Consider the following 17,084-nt stretch of genomic DNA (forward strand, 5'->3'; position numbering starts at 1 on the left):
GCCTACCCCATGTGAGCCCATTTGCCTATTCCCGTTCATCGCATAAAATGGAGCGAAGTCGAATTTGGCTTTTTATATTGCGCTTAGGACTATAATGCGTTTAAGACTATAGTAAGCTTGAGAAAAAGCAGCGAATAACCTTTGAAGTAGGAGTTAGTTTGAATTTTGCATCTCGCGCCACCGCCATATCCCCTTTTCTAGCCATGGCTTATGGCGAAAAAGCGACAGAGCTTGAAGAACAAGGCCACGATGTTATTCGATTAAATTTAGGTGAGCCTGATTTTGGCGCGCCCAGCGCAGTAATAGAAGCAAGTAAACGCGCACTGGAGACAGCGCAGTTTCCTTATACATCCGCTTTAGGAATGCCACAGTTGCGCAAAGCTATCGCCGACTTTTACGCAGCAAAGCACGGCGTTAGTATTGATGCGTCAAGAGTGGTCGTCACCGCAGGCGCTTCCGCTGCATTACTTTTAAGCAGTGCTGCTTTAGTTGAGTCCGGTGACAATGTTATATTGGGCGACCCATCATACCCTTGTAATCGACGCTTCTTAAACGCATTTGGCGCTGATGTAACTTTGGTTCCCACGTCGGCAGAAGATAACTTTCAGTTAACGCTTAATCAGGTTATTGAGCACTGGCAGCCTAATACAAAAGGCGTGTTGATTGCTTCTCCTGCTAATCCAACGGGCACTGCTATTTGTCCGAATGAGCTCAAAGCCATTGGTGAGTTTTGCCAGTCTAAACAAGGTTTCTTAATTGTTGATGAGATTTATCTCGACTTATCACTCGATACGCACAATGCCATTGATGCTGGTTTGTCTACGAGATCATCACCACAAAGCGCGCTTGGATTTAACTCACTAGAAGATACGATTATTGTTATCAATAGTTTTTCTAAGTATTTCGGAATGACGGGTTGGCGCTTAGGTTGGTGTGTTGTACCAGAGCCCATGATATCCGTGGTAGAAAAACTGTCTCAAAACTTATTTATTTGCCCGTCGACCTTGTCACAACAAGCCGCATTAGCCTGTTTTACACCTGAAGCACTGACGCAGTGTGAGAATAACAGGCAAACTCTTAATACGCGTGCGTCCACCGTTATCAGCGCCATAAATGACATGGGTTTACACATTGACGCCCTGCCCGATGGCGCATTCTATGCTTATATTAATATTGAAAAAACCGGGCTAACTGCGATGACATTTTGCGATATATTGCTTAAGGAGTACCACGTTGCTTTAACACCGGGGAACGATTTTGGCGATCACAATGCGAATAACTATGTTCGTTTGTCTTTCGCTACCGATATCGAGCGACTAACCGAAGGCTTAAAGCGATTAAAGCGATTTGTGGAAGTGCAGAGCGGTTGAAAAGAGAGATTGAAAATAGTTTCGTGAATGAATAGGTATTACCGAAAAAAATGATGGATTTCGTGTTCAAAACGTATAGTAAATCCACAAGACATAAAAACAGGAAATATGCATGAGTAACGAACAGGTAATAGACAGAGAATTCGATGTTGTCATATTCGGTGCTACAGGTTTTACCGGGCAATTAGTTGCGGAGTACTTTCAAGCGCAATATGGAAGTGACGCATCAGTAAAGTGGGCTATTGCTGGGCGCAACGAGGCTAAACTGAATGATGTAAAACGCGAACTGGCTCTTGACGAAAACATACCTTGTATTGTTGTAGATAGCGATGATGACGCCGCGCTCGCTGAAATGGCAAAACGCACGAAAGTGGTACTTACTACGGTAGGCCCTTATCAGCTTTACGGCGAAAAATTACTCGCTGCGTGTGTAAACAATGGCACTGGTTATACGGATTTATGCGGAGAGCCAGCGTGGATGCACCAAATGATTAATAAGTACGAAGCCACGGCAAAAGAAACAGGTGCAGCAATCGTATTCTCTTGCGGATTCGACTCGGTACCTTTCGACTTGGGCGTACACTTCTTGCAGCAACATGCCAAAAGCAAAACAGGCAATACCATTGAATACGTGAAAGGCCGCGTACGCAAAATGCAAGGTACGTTTTCAGGTGGCACTGCTGCAAGTTTAAAAGCAACGATGGCAGCAGCCCATCAAGACAAATCCATAATGGCTGCCCTTTTAAACCCATTCTCACTAGCCAGTGGTGAACTCATTCAACCGCAACCCGATGGCAACAAGCCTTACTTTGATGAAGCGCTTGGCACATGGGTAGCCCCCTTTATTATGGCAGCCATTAACACCAAAAACGTTCATCGCTCAAATTATCTGAGTAACTATTCCTACGGCAAAACCTTTCAATACGACGAAATGTTAATGACAGGGCCAGGTGAAAAAGGTGAAGCCATGGCAAACCATGTGGCACAAGACAAATCACTTGCTCGTGATGACGGTCCAAAACCTGGCGAAGGCCCAAGCAAAGAAGAGCGTGAAAATGGCTTCTACGACGTGCTATTTACAGGTACTACATCGGATAACAAAGTGTTAGCGGTGTCGGTGAAGGGTGATAAAGACCCAGGCTATGGCTCTACCAGTAAAATGATCTCTGAATCAGCTTTGTGCTTATGTAAAGACGTTAAAGTAGCTGGAGGTTTCTACACACCAGCTGCCGCTCTAGGCGATGCGCTAGTAAAACGCCTTGAAGCAAACGCGGGCCTGAGTTTTACAATAGAGGCTTAAGAGTGTAAACCCAGTTAGATTAAAATTAACCGCCCGCTGCAATTGACTGCATTTTGGGCGGTTTTTCATATCAGTGATATTAAGTCCGTTTGACTTAATTAATGGCTGACCAGACTATTTTGAATAGATATTTGTAGCTTCCCTAGAGCCTGTAAAACAATTTATTTTACACACATACCAGTACAGAAAAGTACTTTGGATATTCACAGACGTTAAATCAAAACTTGAACTATGCTGATACTTAGGTCCAGCGCTAAGTTAAGTGAATTAACGTGCAGCATAGCTTCAATACTTTTAATAAAATCATCTTAGTGATTGTTATCACCGCTAGTTTTTGTTTTCACATTACCTCGCTGGTAATAGCCAATACGTTAATGCTTAATTGGCGCTGGCAACACCTCCCCGTACATTCCGCTGTCGAAGTCAGTGGAGGTTTCATAGCCCTTTTAGTTTCATACATGTTGCTCAACCTCCAAAACAAACAGCGAGGTACCAGCTTCAACATCATAATAGCCAGTGCATTAGGTACCATGGGACTACTTGATATAGCCCACGCCCTAGTCGAGCCAGGTCGATTATTTGTTTGGTTACACTCATTGGCAACCTTTTTTGGGGGCTTACTATTTGTTCTTATTTGGATACCCAAAAGTTCTATTCGATTTTCTTTTCCATTTGTTAGCTTTTGTTTTATTTTTACCTTACTAACTATCATTCTGTCATTTTACTTTCCCCATCAAATTCCCGTTATGGTAAGCAACGGGACATTTACTTTTGCAGCACAATTTTTAAACACGTCAGGTGGTGTTTTACTTCTTATCTCCAGTGTCAAACTACTACTTGTGTACCGAGAAAAAAGGAAAGTTGATGATCTCTTGTTTGTCTTACACGCTAGTATGTTTGGCTTGGCAGCAATCATGTTTCAACAATCTGCATTGTGGGACTTTTCATGGTGGGGCTGGCATATACTGAGATTCTTTGCATACGGCGTTGCTCTTTGGTTCGCTTTCAAAAATGAACAGCATATCTTTACAGAAATAGAGACTTCCAATCAAACACTTACTCTGAAAGCCAAAGAAAACGACAAAGCGTTTACCGCCCTACAATATCAACATGATATGAGCGAGAAACAACAAGCGGCTATTTTGGCATGCTTAAAAGATGCGATAATAGTAACTAATAATACTGGGATTATTAAATTTTTCTCTGAAAGCGCAGAACAAATGTTTGGATATCACGCAAGCCAAGTATTAGGCAAAAATGTAAACATCCTGATGAATCAAGAGTTCGCAAAAAATCATCATCAAAATATGGCAAACTACACGCACGAATCGCGTTTTAAAATTGTGGGTGTAAACCGTGAACTCAAAGCAATCAACAAAAGCGGTCATGAATTTCCAATAGACTTAGTTATTAGCGCTCTAGTTATAGAAGGCATTCAACATTTTGTGGGCGTCATTCGTGATATAACAGTAAAAAAAGAGCAAGAATGTAAACTCAACCGAGCAATAAAAGAAGCAGAAAGCGCAAGTGATGCGAAAAGTCTGTTTTTAGCAAATACCAGTCACGAAATTCGTACACCTCTAAACGGAATATACGGAAATTTACAATTACTTTTAAAAGAGAACCTCTCCGACAATGCTGAGCAATATCTCAATAGAGCTCTTCACTCAAGCAAAACGTTAATGACAATTATTAATGACCTTCTCGATTTTTCTAAAATTGAAGCGAGCAAGCTTACCATTGAGGACACTGAGTTCACCCTATCTACACTCATTAAGAATACTGTTTCTGATTTTATCCCACTGACCAAGGCAAAAAACATTGCGTTGTCCGTGTCTAACAATGTGGTCCATGACCATTGGAATGGTGATCCTACACGGATCCAACAAGTGCTGCTTAACGTCATTTCAAATGCAGTGAAGTTTACCCTTAGCGGCAAAGTAGCTGTTGAAATTAATTGTAATTCAACTTGTGTTGTTTTCTCTGTGAGTGATACGGGAATAGGCATGGATGAAATTGCACTTGAGAAACTATTCGCTCGGTTTGAACAAGCCGATGCTTCTACAACCAGACAATATGGTGGAACCGGTATAGGCATGTCGATAACAAAGTCACTTGTCGAATTAATGCATGGTGATATTTCTGTTTCAAGTAAAAAGAATGTAGGAACAACTTTTACTATTAGCCTTCCGCTGAAGAAAGTCACTAAACCAATATTAAGTGAAGTTAGGCAGACTGATATAGCAATAGACTTTTCTGGTAAAAAGATATTGATTGCAGAAGATAACTCTATTAATCAAGAAGTTGTTAAAGCGATGCTGCAAGATTCGAAAGCACAAGTTGATATTGTAGAAAATGGAGAAGAGGCTGTTGCGCGCTTCAATAGTTCCTACGACTTGATTTTACTTGATATACAAATGCCAATCATGGACGGTTTAGAAGCCATAAAACAATTACATAAGAAAGGCGCAAAGCTACCAATCATTGCTTTAACAGCGAATATAATGGAAGAAGATATCAAAAAATACGAAAAAGCAGGATTTACCGATTACATTGGAAAACCGGTCGACAAAAACTATCTACTATCCAAGATCTCAAAGTATTTAAATTAAGATTTTGTCTTATTTATTTGGGTTGTAAAAGTGCCATGGCCGATTCACGTAGTTCGCTCATATCAATTATCCCCTCTAACCTGCTTGCCTTGATTTACCCCCCCCCGCTTCTTCAGGTGATATCGCGCTTGCAGACAAAAGTGCATGTTGTATTTCTGAAAAAAGGCACTGAAATGCCCCGGTGATATGAACACCAGCAATTGCGAAGGCTTGTCTCTAAGGTTTACAATTCCCCCTTGGCTATAAACAGAATATTTTTCTGAATCAGTCTATCGAGTAAGCAATGCAACTAGCATAAGAACACTTATAACGAATCTAGAAGGAATACCGTGTCCAATCAAAAAGTAGTTATTGTTACAGGTGGTGCCCGAGGTATTGGCGCAGCAACGGCAAAGCTCTTTGCCAAGCATGGCTATGCGGTTTGTATTAATTACAAGTCCAACACCGTTGCCGCCAATAATGTTGTCAAAGAAATTAAGTCTCTAGGTGGTAATTGCATCTCGCAGAAAGCTGATGTGTCTAATGAAGAAGAAGTTTTGCGCTTATTTAACAATGTTGATCGCGAGCTTGGCAAAGTATCAGTACTTGTTAATAATGCAGGAATATTAAAGCAACAAAGTCGTTTAGAAAAGATGAACGCAGATAGGATTAATTTAATCCTTAACAACAATGTTACCAGCTATTTTTTGTGTTGCCGAGAAGCCGTAAAACGCATGTCTACAGAACATCAAGGCTCAGGCGGTGTCATCATTAACGTGTCATCGGCTGCCGCAAGAAGTGGAGCGCCAAATGAATATGTTGATTACGCAGCCTCCAAAGGTGCCATCGATACTTTGACCAAGGGGCTATCTATAGAAGTAGCTGGTGAAGGTATTCGTGTTAATGGTGTGCGACCGGGCTTTATTTATACCGATATGCACGCCGATGGCGGAGAACCTGAGCGCATTGCAAGGCTGAAAAGTAAGATTCCGATGGGGCGAGGTGGAATGCCTAAAGAAGTTGCAGAAGCTATTTATTGGCTTGCTTCTGAAAAGTCTTCTTTTTCAACAGGAAGTTTTCTAGACTTAGCGGGAGGATTGTGAATGAAAATTTCACTGGAAGAAATCAATAAATCCAATTATGAAGCAGTTTGTGATTTGGATGTTACCGAAGAACAAGAAGACTATGTTGCTTGTAACATGTGGTCACTTGTCGAGTCCCATTACAATGCATCACACACCTGTAAAGCCATTTATTGTGACGGTATACCTGTTGGCTTCTTTATGTGGGTGCAAGTGTCACCTGAAAAAGTGTCCATATGGCGTTTTATGGTCGACAAACACCATCAAAACAAAGGCATTGGTCGACAGGCCTTAGTAGAAGCCCTAAACAAGATAAAACAGACGCCAAGTCTGAAAGAAATCGAAATTTGCTATAACCCGGAAAACCCTGTCGCAAAAGAGTTCTACTCAAGTTTTGGGTTTCAAGAAGTTGGCCTAGATGAAGACGGCGACGATATGATTGCTGTTATAATGCTTTGATTTTGTTACTTTCATGTACACACCTTTCGTTCCCATTGAACCCAGCTTTCATTATTTAATAACCTTCATATTTTCTTTAGTTCATTCAGCACCGCTAATACTTGCATTATCGTGATCTTAGGCAACAATTACGTAGAGTCTCTCTAAAAATTAGCATGAACCTAAGATTAACAGTATGAAAATGGAGAGAAAATTAAAGGAGTGATAATGAGCGACATTTTTGAGTTCAGTCCAGAGGAAGGAAATCACCGCCCGATAGAAAAAAGCTGGGTAGTACTTAGTGTCGAAGACGATCAATCATATCAAGACGTTTTAGATATTGCACTGCAAGATGTCGTTTATGATAATCGAAAAATAGAGTTACTTCGAGCATCCTCCGCGGCAGCGGCTGCAACTATTTTATCTACGCGTCAAGACATCAGCCTTATCTTGCTTGATATCGTAATGGAAACCGACGATGCAGGTTTTTATCTCATAGACACTATTCGCAATGTAATTGGTGACGAGCTGGTTAGAATAGTCGTACTAACAGGTCAACCTGGCGTTATGCCTCACAATAAAGCAGTCAGCGAATACAATATTTCTGAATATTGGAATAAAACTGAGCTTAGTGCTGAAAAACTAAAAAGCGTTGTAATCAGCAATCTAAGAACATGGCAAATGTCCCATGAATTAAGGATGGCTCGCCGCGGTCTTCAAATGATTGTCGATGCTTCGCGCGCATTAACTGCAAAACAAGACACTACAGGCTTTGCCCACACCGTATTAGAAGAGATAGCAAGAATAATTAATGTACCCGATACAGGAGGTATTGTCTGTATTGTTAAATCTGGCATAGACAATTTACAACGCGCACCGATTGTAGCAGCGAGCAGCTACTTCAAAGAGCTTATTGACACTCAGTTAGAGCGAGTATTCAGCATCTATTCTGAGGGCCGAAGGCAGCGTATTGAAAATGCCTTGCAGGACGCATGGAAAGCACAAAAACACGTCTTTGAAGAAGACTTCACACTGCTTTACTTCGACACCAGAGAGCATAATGATAAACAGTATTTAATGCTGGTAGACTCACCTAACTCTCTTGATAACAATCAACTTTACCTGCTGCAAGCATTTGCTGAAAACATTAGCTCTGGTTTTGTTAATCAAGCTTTAATGAACAAGCTGAGCCAATTGGCCTATCTCGATAGCCCAACTGGGCTTCACAATAGAAACTGGTTAGCAAGAGAACTACGGCAACAATCTAAATTTCACCTAGAGAATAGCTCACTTGTATTGTTTCGCCTACTGAACTATGACACCGCGGAAATGATAGCAGGGCATGAACATGCCACTAAGATGTTTAAGATTTTTGGTAAATTCATCAAGCAACACATGGCACAACATTATTTAATGGCTGTGTGGGACAAAGAGACAATAGCCCTAGTTTTCCCTCTCGACAAAAAGCCTACTAATGATGACATTGATGTTATTCAAACTAAAACAATAGAAATGGGCGAGCTTGACATTCAATTGCAATTTCAAGTAGGCATTTTAGATTTAAAGGATACTAGATCCTTAAACTTATCTGAAATACTCGTTTTAGCCGACACTGCTTTAGGCAAGGCACGTAAATTAGGTCTCAAAATATACAACTTTGATTATGACCTAATTCAACGGCTTTCGAGCCGTATGCGAATTCTAACCGCATTGAAAGCCTCATTAGTCACCCGTGATGAGTTTTTTCTTGTATTGCAACCCAAAGTTGAATTAGCGACGGCAAAACCTGTGGGCTTTGAAGCTTTGCTTCGCTGGAAGATGAAGGATGGTAGTTTGTGTCCACCTTCTGACTTTGTCCCTATCGCTGAGGCCTCTGGTTTAAGCTTGGAACTTTCCGAAATGGTACTTGCAAAAACCATTGAAGTAATTCAACGTTTAAGACGAAAAGGATATACACTCCCGGTTTCATTTAATCTTGCAAATAGTGATGTTGTTAGCCCAATTATATTTAAGGAAATCTATCGCAGTATTGATGAACACGACATTGATGCCGCTCTTATTGAAGTAGAAATTACTGAAACACAGGCAACCGAAGACTATGCTGTAATAAACCCAATATTGCGCACTCTTATCGACAAAGGTGTGAGTATTAGTATTGATGATTTTGGAACAGGTTATTCTTCACTCACGCAACTGGCCGAGCTTGCGGCCACTACTATCAAACTCGACCAAAAATTTGTTAATGATTTATCTGTCAAAAGCAATGACAAAGCACTCCATATAGTACAAATGATTGCTCGTTTATCAGAACGTTTTGGTTTTAACTTAATTGCTGAAGGAGTAGAAACTGAAGAGCAACGACAGCTGCTTTTAGAAAATGGCTACGAGTACGCTCAGGGGTACTACTTTGCCAAACCTATGCCTTTAGATGAATTGTTAGTATGGTTAAACTCAAGTGCGACCTAGATCCACAAAAAACCAATTATCCATTCCAACTAAATGGCGAATTTCGTGGTTGCTTTTTGTATCACTCGTTTGCGCTACCGTTTTTCGATTTTCTTTTATTGAAAAGCTTGCTGATACCAAACAACCTTTTGAAGTTCGTCAAAATGCCATAATCGATAAAGCGGCGTTACTCATAAATACTCGTCTGAGCTTGGTAGAGACACAAATTCGACTGTTTAAACACGAGCTGACTCTACTTAATCCCAGCGCCAACCAGTTAGAATCTGCGATGAGATCTATATTCACCCTCTACCGAGATTCATTGCAAGTGCGCTGGATTGATTTACAAGGCGCAGAGCAAGTACGCCTGAATAAAACAGAAGATAACCGTGTTGTCGCTGTTCCAATTGGGCAATTACAAAATAAATATCAGCGCTATTACACCCAAGCAGGGCTTGCGCTTGATAATGATTCCGTTTTCATATCTCAAATTGACCTAAACGTTGAGCAAGGTATCGTTCAACGCCCTTTTCAGCCCACATTACGGGCCGTGATAAAAACCCAGTTACCTAGCAAAGGCGAAGGCCTTTTGGTGATCAACTTTGACTTACGTTCACTACTAGCGCAAGTCTCATCACTCAATGAGGAAAACATTCAATTATTAATAAGTGCAGGTGCAAAGCGTTGGGTAGTCCACCCTAATAAAGACAATGAATGGCGAATAGATTTAAAAAAAGCACCTAGCAATATATCAACGGATTTACCTGATTTACTAGCCCTACTTAAAGAAGTAAATATCGCGCAAGGTGTTGAGATCGATAATCAACTTTATACAGCGCAAAGTATAAAGTCACCCTATGAAAGAAAAGGAAGTTTGCCTGATATTTATGTTGTCAGTCGCACAGCACCGTCAGTACTGCCCACATTAAAGAAAAGTGCAATGCTGTACGCTGTCCTTGTTGCGATTGCGACAGGTTTGGGCGGGTTTGTTATCTATGTTTCCTACTCTCGCTATCTCAAGAGTATAAATTCCTTAAACGAAGAATTAGCACGCCAAAGAGACAATCTACAAAGTTCCCTTGAGCGTCAATCAGCACTAATCGACGAACTGGCCGAATCAAAAAAGCTGTCATCACTCAGTATTATGGTGGCAGGCCTCGCTCATGAATTAAATACCCCCGTTGGTGCAACACAACTGGCACTATCCAATCAACGAGCATTGTTAGAAAAATTAGTTAAAAACAAAAAGAAGGGCTTACCAAATCAGCTTTTGAGCACTACATAGAGCAAACGCAGCAGTCTTTGCACCAAGCACAGCACAATAATCAACGGGCGATAGAGCTTGTTCACAGTTTTAAACGCCTTACTTTCGAGCGCGCAATTAACGAACAGATGCACTTTAGCGTGAAACAACACCTAAACGACCTCTGCAAATCAATGAAGGGCCTGTTACACAAAAACAATATTTACCTGAAGGTGCATGTGCATGAGGAATTATCGCTTTTTGGTTTTGCAGGGGCGTTTAGTCAAATTGTGCAAATTATACTTAGCAATGCTATCGATCACGCCTTTGACGGTATGGCTGGTGCGCGTATCGAATTAATTGGAGAGCAGCGTAACAATGATATTGTAGTCCGTGTAATAGACAATGGTAAGGGAATAAAGCCAGAGGAATTGCCTCGTATTTTCGACCCTTTCTTTACTACAAAACGACAAGAAAGTCATACAGGGCTTGGACTACATATGGCCAAAATATGGATTGAACAGGCTTTCAATGGAGAAATTCGCGTTGATTCAACCGAAGGAAGAGGGACAAGTTTCGAACTCAAATTTCGCTCTATAGAACAAGGTTTCTGCCCTTTACCATCTTCTAAAACCGAATTAATATAATTTTGCGTTGAAAAAAATTAAGTTTTGTATTCTTCTTTAAGCAATGCAAAAACAAACTTGTCATAAAAAGTATTGTTTTTATAAATCGCTTTCGCCATTTTGGCTTCTTCAACAAAACCGCATTTAAGCAGTAAACGTCTAGAAGCTAGGTTATCGGAAAACACGGCACCAAATATGCGAATAATGTCAGTTTCAGCAAACACCATATGGATGATTTGCTTTATCGCCAGTGCTGTAATGCCTTGGCGCCAATGAGACTTTGCCAACCAGTAACCAATTTCGCCGCTACGTGAGTATTCAAACTCACCGCGATTAACACCAATACAGCCAACCAATTGCCCCTCGTATTCAATAGCGCGAATGACACCTTGCTGGCTGCCTTCTTCAATCCACCATATTGCATCGTCTGGAGTATAGGGACTGGGTATTTTACTCGACAGATATCGCGTTACTTCAGCATCATTTAGTATCGACACCAAGGGTGTAACGTCTGACTTTTTAAAAGGTCTTAGCGTTATCATGCTCAGCTTCCAGAAACGGCATAAGTTAACTGACAGTCTATATATTTGAGCATTTTGTTTACCACGTGAGGCACAGTGATTTCAGTGCTTTTGCGTTCAATACTCGCGTCTTGTTTTTTAATGCTTGTATCTTTATTTTCAATAATCGCTTCGACCAAAATATCACACTCATCATAACCAATTTGCTGACGAATAAAATAGTCATTTAATTCATCGAACAATGGCTCTTCTAAGGGGACAAGACCAACAAAGCTATCCTGATCGGCAACTTGATAAAACTGTGCACCACGAATTTCTTTTTTAAGGGTATAGGCCTGCATTCTATTTAGCTTTAAAAAACGAAAGCTCACTTTTACTGTTTGATTTTTCAAGGTTTACTCATCAGTTTGTTAGCAAAGCCCAATATAACACACAATGACTAATCAACGCGCTAGACAATCAACAAAAGCGTGGCCGCTGTCGCAGCGCCCATTGTTAAGTTGAAATGTCTTCTTCTTGTTGGTGAGCTCAACCACAAACGCATCTTTGCCCCTGCCGCTGCCCAAACTGAAATACTTGGAAAGCCTATCAGGGCAAAAGCGAGCACAATGGCAACGCCCGATTGCACATAATACTCACCGGGAACCGTAAATGTGCCTACACTGGCCAAAGCCATCATCCAGGCTTTCGGGTTAATTAATTGAAATAATGCCCCTTCCCACCACTTAAATGGCCCTTTTGTAGCGTCGGCTTTATCCTCAGTTTTAGCCTCAATGTCTTCATAAACAGAATCTGTAACTGGCGATGTGGCAATTTTAAATGCTAACCATAATAGGTAGGCGACACCAAGCACTTTAAGTATTGTGTAAAGCACGGGAAAGATACTAAACAACGCCCCAACGCCTAATAAGGTGCTAACCATTAATCCAGCAACGCCAATGACTATACCGACCATGTGAGGCAGGGTTTTAACGTAACCATATTGCGCCCCAGACGCCAACAACATCATATTGTTAGGCCCAGGCGTTACTGTGCTAATGAATGCAAATGTGCAAAGCGCTACAAATAATGAGAATTCCATAATAAATACACCTGTTAAATTTCACCGACACGTCGCGGTTTCACTACATTACAAGCTTTAGTGTGTATTAAGCAGAACCAAAGAATGCCATTTACAACCATACAGATAAACAGAATCATCAACTGTATGGTGTTAATTCTGTCAAACTGTATGGTTAATACTGTAGTTAGTTTGCTTTATAGTTGTTTGTATGGTGTTTAAGTCAATCAAGTGAGCTGTGTAATGACTTTGTATTCAAATTTGGCCAATAGTGTGAAAGCACAAATTCAACGCGGGCGCTTTACCGCCGGAGATAAGTTGCCTTCAGTGCGTCAATTAGCGAAAGAACACAAGGTGAGTATTGCTACTGTACAAGAGGCTTATCGGGTGCTTGAGACGGAAATGTATGCACAAGCCAAACCTAAATCGGGCTATTTTGTGCCACATAACATGCCTTATGAGAACACCCCAAAAATGACCAAGCCGCCGCAGCGCCCTATGGATGTATCTCAATGGGAAGACGTTTTCGACATGTTATTAAATACGTTTTCGAAGGAATCTCATACGGACATAAAATGCCAATTTCAGCACGCCATGCCCGACATGCATGCAAAAACGCTGACGCCTTTGACCAAGCGCTTACAAGAGTTAACCAAAAACCGTGCTTTTGACGGTATGGTCTATGGCGATGTTAAAGGTGATGTTGGTCTTCGCAAGCAACTTAGCCGCTTAGTGGCTGCGTCGGGCTGTCAGTTACATCACGACGAATTTATCGTAACCTCTGGGTGCCAAGAAGCACTCTCTGTGTGCTTACGCGCAGTTGCTGAAGCAGGTGATATTATTGCAGTTGAATCACCTGGCTTTTACGGCGCAATGCAGGCCATTAAAGGCGCTAACTTGAAAGCTCTAGAAATTCCCACCCATTCAAGTACCGGGTTGAGTTTAGACGCTTTGCGATTAGCCGTCGACCAATGGCCCATTAAAGCCATATTGGTGACCCCAACCGTGAACAATCCACAGGGCTTTGTCATGCCCGATGAAAACAAGCAGGCGCTTTATGCCCTTGCCCGAGAATACGATATCGCCATTATCGAAGATGATATTTACGGTGATATTGCTTATTCCTATCCCCGCCCCCGTACCATTAAATCATTTGATGAAGACGGACGGGTTTTATTGTGCTCATCGTTTTCAAAAACCCTCGCACCGGGATTTCGCGTTGGTTGGATAGCACCTGGCAGTTTTAGAAATAAAGTACTTCACGGTAAGTATGTCAGCAGTTCCATGTGTCCCACGCTTCCGCAATTAGCGATTGCAAGTTTTATAGAGCAAGGCGGCTATGACCGTCATATACGTGCCATGCGTCAAGAATATCAAAGTGCACGCGATGCATTTAGAAGTGACATTAAGCGGCACTTTCCCACCGACACGTGTGTAAGTTTTCCGGAAGGAGGTTACGTGCTATGGGTGGAGCTCCCCTCTCAATACGATTGTGTAAAACTGGCAGAGATCGCGCGTCAACACGGTATTTTTATCGCACCTGGACAACTTTTCTCTGCAACGGGTAAATACCGAAATTGTTTGCGTTTTAACTTTATAGACAGTACGTCAGCGCAACGCAGTAACGCTATTGAAGTATTGGGGAGCCTGATAAAAACGCAAAGTTCAACACGCTCTAATGATACTGAAAGTTCACAGAGCATGGATCGTTGATCCACATCAACGCAACATTGACCAAGAATACGCACAATAAAACCATCGAAACTACTGTGTGAACTTGCGTATGCTTACCCTTGTAAACGACACTAATTCAAATGATGACATTACCCCAGAAGCACACGGGTTATATAAACTATCATTAAAACCCGCAACGCAAGTGGCCATAGAAACCAAACCCGTGTTTGGTGCTAACATTACCCTTCACAAAGGAGTAATGGCTCATTCGAGTTTTATAGCAACACCAGACAATATCATGGGCTGGGTTGATCACGGTGGACTATCATATTTTTCAGTAAATGAAGGGCCAACCTCTAAACCAAATGAAGACGGTGCAGCACACTTACCTTCTCAATTTTTGAGCACTGATGGTGGAATTCTGCGGGTTACTTCACCTACTCGCATCTATTTAATTGCTACAGTGCCTATCGACATACACAAACACGGTTTGTGCTTTTTCACTCCGGTATGAGACTATACCTTAAGAGTGCATACTCTTAAGGTATAGTCTCAAGGAATTAAACTTGAAGATATTTAATTTAAAAATATACCACTGAAAGATGTGATGTCTAATTAGTAATCGTATTCTTTCTAATGCACTTCAGTACTAAAATTCGTTATTGCCTCTGATAAACCTGAAAAACGTTTATCAACGGTCGCTACCATCTGCTTTAGTACCGGCTTATCGGCTATGATCAAACACCCAGATTTCGCCCGCGTTAGGCCTGTATAAACTAAACCTCTATGACACAAACTCGCTGCTTTTTCGCTTTCTGGCTGTGGCAACAACATAACCACATTATCAAATTCCGAGCCTTGTGATTTATGAATCGTCATCGCAAAAACCGTTTCAAATTGAGGTAATCGAGACAATGAAATGCTTCGCAGTTCGCCACTGCTTAATTCGAACCACGCGAGTAATTTTCCTGTTTCGTCTGGCCAAATAACCCCAACCTCGCCGTTCGACAAACGCTGAGGATGATGATTTTTCACTATCATTATTGGCTGGCCTTGATAGAAACGACCTTCCCAACGTTTTATTTTGGGCTTAATGGCATCAAATACCAGTGCATTAAGCCCTTCTACGCCGTTTGGCCCTTTGCGCACAGGCGTTAACCAACGCACATTATTTAGTGCACGCAGTGCACTTGTGGCATCAGTTGCGTTTAAGACAGCCTCAAAACTCTCTTTGGCTAAACGCCGCAAATCATTCACATTGACCAAGTTTTCAGGCAGTAAATAAACCCCTTTCTTTAATAGGTCTGTACCTTCTATATTACTGTGCTTTTCATATACCGAAAGCGCAGCCTCAACATCGAGTACATTTCCTTTCTGCATTGCCCAAGCAACCTGCGCGAGCTGGCCTTTGAATCGCTTAGGCGCCTGTAAGGTAGCAACCCAAGATTTCGCAGATTCATCCACAGGCAACAGAGGAAGGTGCGGACAAAGCTTAGCAATATACTGGCGCATGTGATTAGGAACACCACCAGTATTCAAGGCTAGGTTTTCGCGTTGAGCTGATACTTGCTTTGATGTTGATGATGGTGCTATCGAAGTAGATGAATCATCAAGTAATGGGCTTTCCACTAGTTGTTCGAGCACATTTCCAAGCTCTACGGCGGGCAATTGATCGGCATCACCAATAAAATAAAGGCGTGCATGGCTGGGCAACGCGCGTAATATTCTGGCCATCAACGCCAAGTCAACCATACTAGCCTCATCAACAATCAATACGTCAACATTAAGCATATGATGCTGATGATATCGCGTGGCGACGGTGTGCTCGCGCAAACCCAGTAGTCTGTGGAGAGTTAGTGCGTCAGTAGGTACTTTTCGTAAGGCGTCGTCATTAACTTTTCCGCGAAGCCCTTCAATACTGCTCGAAATTGACTCCGTCATGCGCTGTTGTGCCTTACCGGTTGGCGCAGCAAGTACGATATTTAATTTATCGTTGCAAGCCTGTAATGCCAGCAGCAAACGCAAAACCGTGTAGGTTTTCCCCGTCCCCGGCCCGCCGTTTATCACACTAAAGCGCTGTACTAAACACTTAGCTACCGCTACTTGTTGCCAGTCCTGCTCATCGGTAACGTCAGTTGGAAAAATATCTGACCATAGCGATTTTACTCTGCCTACTGAATCTTCATCAAGTGGTTCGTATGTTGTCCGTTGGGAAACTTGACGCGCTATTTCTTGCTCAAATTCAAAGTAACGCCGGCTATACAAGCGACCGTGTTGGTAAACGAACAATGGCGAAATTTTTTCATCGCTCAAGGCGTCTTTCACCACTTTAATCAAGCTTGTCAGTGATGGGAAAACAACGCCTTCTTTACGCGGCTGACTACTATGCTGCAGCTCTTCACTTACATCGCTTCCTTGACTCTCCTCACTTTCTATATTCTCTTTACTTCCTTTTATGTCGTCAAAAAAGCGCTTATTAGCAATACTTGATAGCACAACACAACTGTGACCATTTCGCTGCATAGATGACAAGCAAACCAATAACGCAGCCCAAACTTGCCTACTTTCCTCGTCTAAGGAACCGGTGCGTGAAAACGCCGTAGCAATTTGCCTATCAATCGCTTCTGTACCCGATAGCGTGTCTAAAAGCGCTGATACAACATTATCTATCATCTGCAATGCCATCCTTTACGTTTGCATAACCTGTCGGGTTATTCATCGATACTTTCAATTT

14 protein-coding genes are annotated in these 17,084 nt (G+C 41.8%); 10 read left to right on the forward strand and 4 right to left on the reverse strand.

The window, feature by feature from the left end:
* Window positions 1–158 precede the first annotated feature (158 nt).
* The 8 genes from EYR97_RS06075 to EYR97_RS06110 all read left to right on the forward strand — a co-directional run bounded on the left by EYR97_RS06075 (window position 159) and on the right by EYR97_RS06110 (window position 11,116).
* On the forward strand, window positions 159–1,370 hold the full coding sequence (locus EYR97_RS06075; RefSeq protein WP_131092919.1) for an aminotransferase class I/II-fold pyridoxal phosphate-dependent enzyme: 1,212 nt from the start codon (window positions 159–161) through the stop codon (window positions 1,368–1,370).
* Window positions 1,371–1,482: 112 nt separating this feature from the next.
* Window positions 1,483–2,670 (forward strand): trans-acting enoyl reductase family protein, encoded by a 1,188-nt coding sequence (locus EYR97_RS06080; RefSeq protein ID WP_131092920.1) that lies wholly within the window; start codon window positions 1,483–1,485, stop codon window positions 2,668–2,670.
* Window positions 2,671–3,266: 596 nt separating this feature from the next.
* Window positions 3,267–5,282 carry an ATP-binding protein gene (locus EYR97_RS06085; protein WP_165477990.1) on the forward strand — a complete coding sequence of 672 codons (2,016 nt, stop codon included), beginning with the start codon at window positions 3,267–3,269 and terminating at the stop codon, window positions 5,280–5,282.
* Between the two features lie 329 nt (window positions 5,283–5,611).
* Window positions 5,612–6,364, forward strand: coding sequence for an SDR family oxidoreductase (locus EYR97_RS06090; RefSeq protein ID WP_131092922.1), 753 nt, complete (start codon window positions 5,612–5,614; stop codon window positions 6,362–6,364).
* Window positions 6,365–6,802 carry a GNAT family N-acetyltransferase gene (locus EYR97_RS06095; RefSeq protein ID WP_131092923.1) on the forward strand — a complete coding sequence of 146 codons (438 nt, stop codon included), beginning with the start codon at window positions 6,365–6,367 and terminating at the stop codon, window positions 6,800–6,802.
* Between the two features lie 207 nt (window positions 6,803–7,009).
* Window positions 7,010–9,247, forward strand: a complete 2,238-nt coding sequence (locus tag EYR97_RS06100) for an EAL domain-containing protein (protein WP_131092924.1) — start codon at window positions 7,010–7,012, stop codon at window positions 9,245–9,247.
* Window positions 9,248–9,296: 49 nt separating this feature from the next.
* Window positions 9,297–10,511: a hypothetical protein gene (locus EYR97_RS06105; RefSeq protein ID WP_131092925.1), complete on the forward strand. Its 1,215-nt coding sequence runs from the start codon at window positions 9,297–9,299 to the stop codon at window positions 10,509–10,511.
* A gap of 17 nt (window positions 10,512–10,528) precedes the next feature.
* Window positions 10,529–11,116, forward strand: coding sequence for a sensor histidine kinase (locus EYR97_RS06110; protein WP_131092926.1), 588 nt, complete (start codon window positions 10,529–10,531; stop codon window positions 11,114–11,116).
* A gap of 17 nt (window positions 11,117–11,133) precedes the next feature.
* On the opposite strand, the gene EYR97_RS06115 is transcribed toward EYR97_RS06110, so the two are convergent.
* From EYR97_RS06115 to EYR97_RS06125, 3 genes are read right to left on the reverse strand one after another with little or no spacing between them, the layout of a single operon-like run.
* Entirely contained in the window at window positions 11,134–11,637 is a 504-nt protein-coding gene (locus tag EYR97_RS06115; protein WP_131092927.1) for a GNAT family N-acetyltransferase, read from the reverse strand.
* Window positions 11,638–11,639: 2 nt separating this feature from the next.
* A complete protein-coding gene (locus tag EYR97_RS06120) occupies window positions 11,640–12,008 on the reverse strand; it encodes a hypothetical protein (protein WP_307722607.1) in 369 nt (122 codons plus the stop codon).
* Between the two features lie 59 nt (window positions 12,009–12,067).
* On the reverse strand, window positions 12,068–12,697 hold the full coding sequence (locus tag EYR97_RS06125) for a LysE family translocator (RefSeq protein ID WP_131092928.1): 630 nt from the start codon (window positions 12,695–12,697) through the stop codon (window positions 12,068–12,070).
* A gap of 222 nt (window positions 12,698–12,919) precedes the next feature.
* Between EYR97_RS06125 and EYR97_RS06130 the strand changes: the two genes are divergently transcribed.
* Both EYR97_RS06130 and EYR97_RS06135 read left to right on the forward strand, forming a co-directional pair.
* Window positions 12,920–14,389 carry a PLP-dependent aminotransferase family protein gene (locus EYR97_RS06130; protein ID WP_131092929.1) on the forward strand — a complete coding sequence of 490 codons (1,470 nt, stop codon included), beginning with the start codon at window positions 12,920–12,922 and terminating at the stop codon, window positions 14,387–14,389.
* Between the two features lie 70 nt (window positions 14,390–14,459).
* Entirely contained in the window at window positions 14,460–14,864 is a 405-nt protein-coding gene (locus EYR97_RS06135; protein WP_131092930.1) for a hypothetical protein, read from the forward strand.
* 119 nt (window positions 14,865–14,983) lie between these two features.
* Here EYR97_RS06135 and recD read toward each other — a convergent pair whose 3' ends face one another.
* Window positions 14,984–17,023: an exodeoxyribonuclease V subunit alpha gene (gene recD / locus EYR97_RS06140; RefSeq protein WP_131092931.1), complete on the reverse strand. Its 2,040-nt coding sequence runs from the start codon at window positions 17,021–17,023 to the stop codon at window positions 14,984–14,986.
* Window positions 17,024–17,084: the final 61 nt, after the last annotated feature.

Source organism: Alteromonas sp. KUL42 (genome assembly GCF_006538325.1).
Classification (GTDB): Bacteria; Pseudomonadota; Gammaproteobacteria; order Enterobacterales; family Alteromonadaceae; genus Alteromonas.

Coding starts and splice junctions, on each gene's coding strand:
- EYR97_RS06100 (WP_131092924.1), top strand. CDS start 7,010: ATGAGCGACATTTTTGAGTTCAGTCCAGAGGAAGGAAATCACCGCCCG.
- EYR97_RS06080 (WP_131092920.1), top strand. CDS start 1,483: ATGAGTAACGAACAGGTAATAGACAGAGAATTCGATGTTGTCATATTC.
- EYR97_RS06130 (WP_131092929.1), top strand. CDS start 12,920: ATGACTTTGTATTCAAATTTGGCCAATAGTGTGAAAGCACAAATTCAA.
- EYR97_RS06095 (WP_131092923.1), top strand. CDS start 6,365: ATGAAAATTTCACTGGAAGAAATCAATAAATCCAATTATGAAGCAGTT.
- EYR97_RS06115 (WP_131092927.1), bottom strand. CDS start 11,637: ATGATAACGCTAAGACCTTTTAAAAAGTCAGACGTTACACCCTTGGTG.
- recD (WP_131092931.1), bottom strand. CDS start 17,023: ATGATAGATAATGTTGTATCAGCGCTTTTAGACACGCTATCGGGTACA.
- EYR97_RS06125 (WP_131092928.1), bottom strand. CDS start 12,697: ATGGAATTCTCATTATTTGTAGCGCTTTGCACATTTGCATTCATTAGC.
- EYR97_RS06135 (WP_131092930.1), top strand. CDS start 14,460: ATGCTTACCCTTGTAAACGACACTAATTCAAATGATGACATTACCCCA.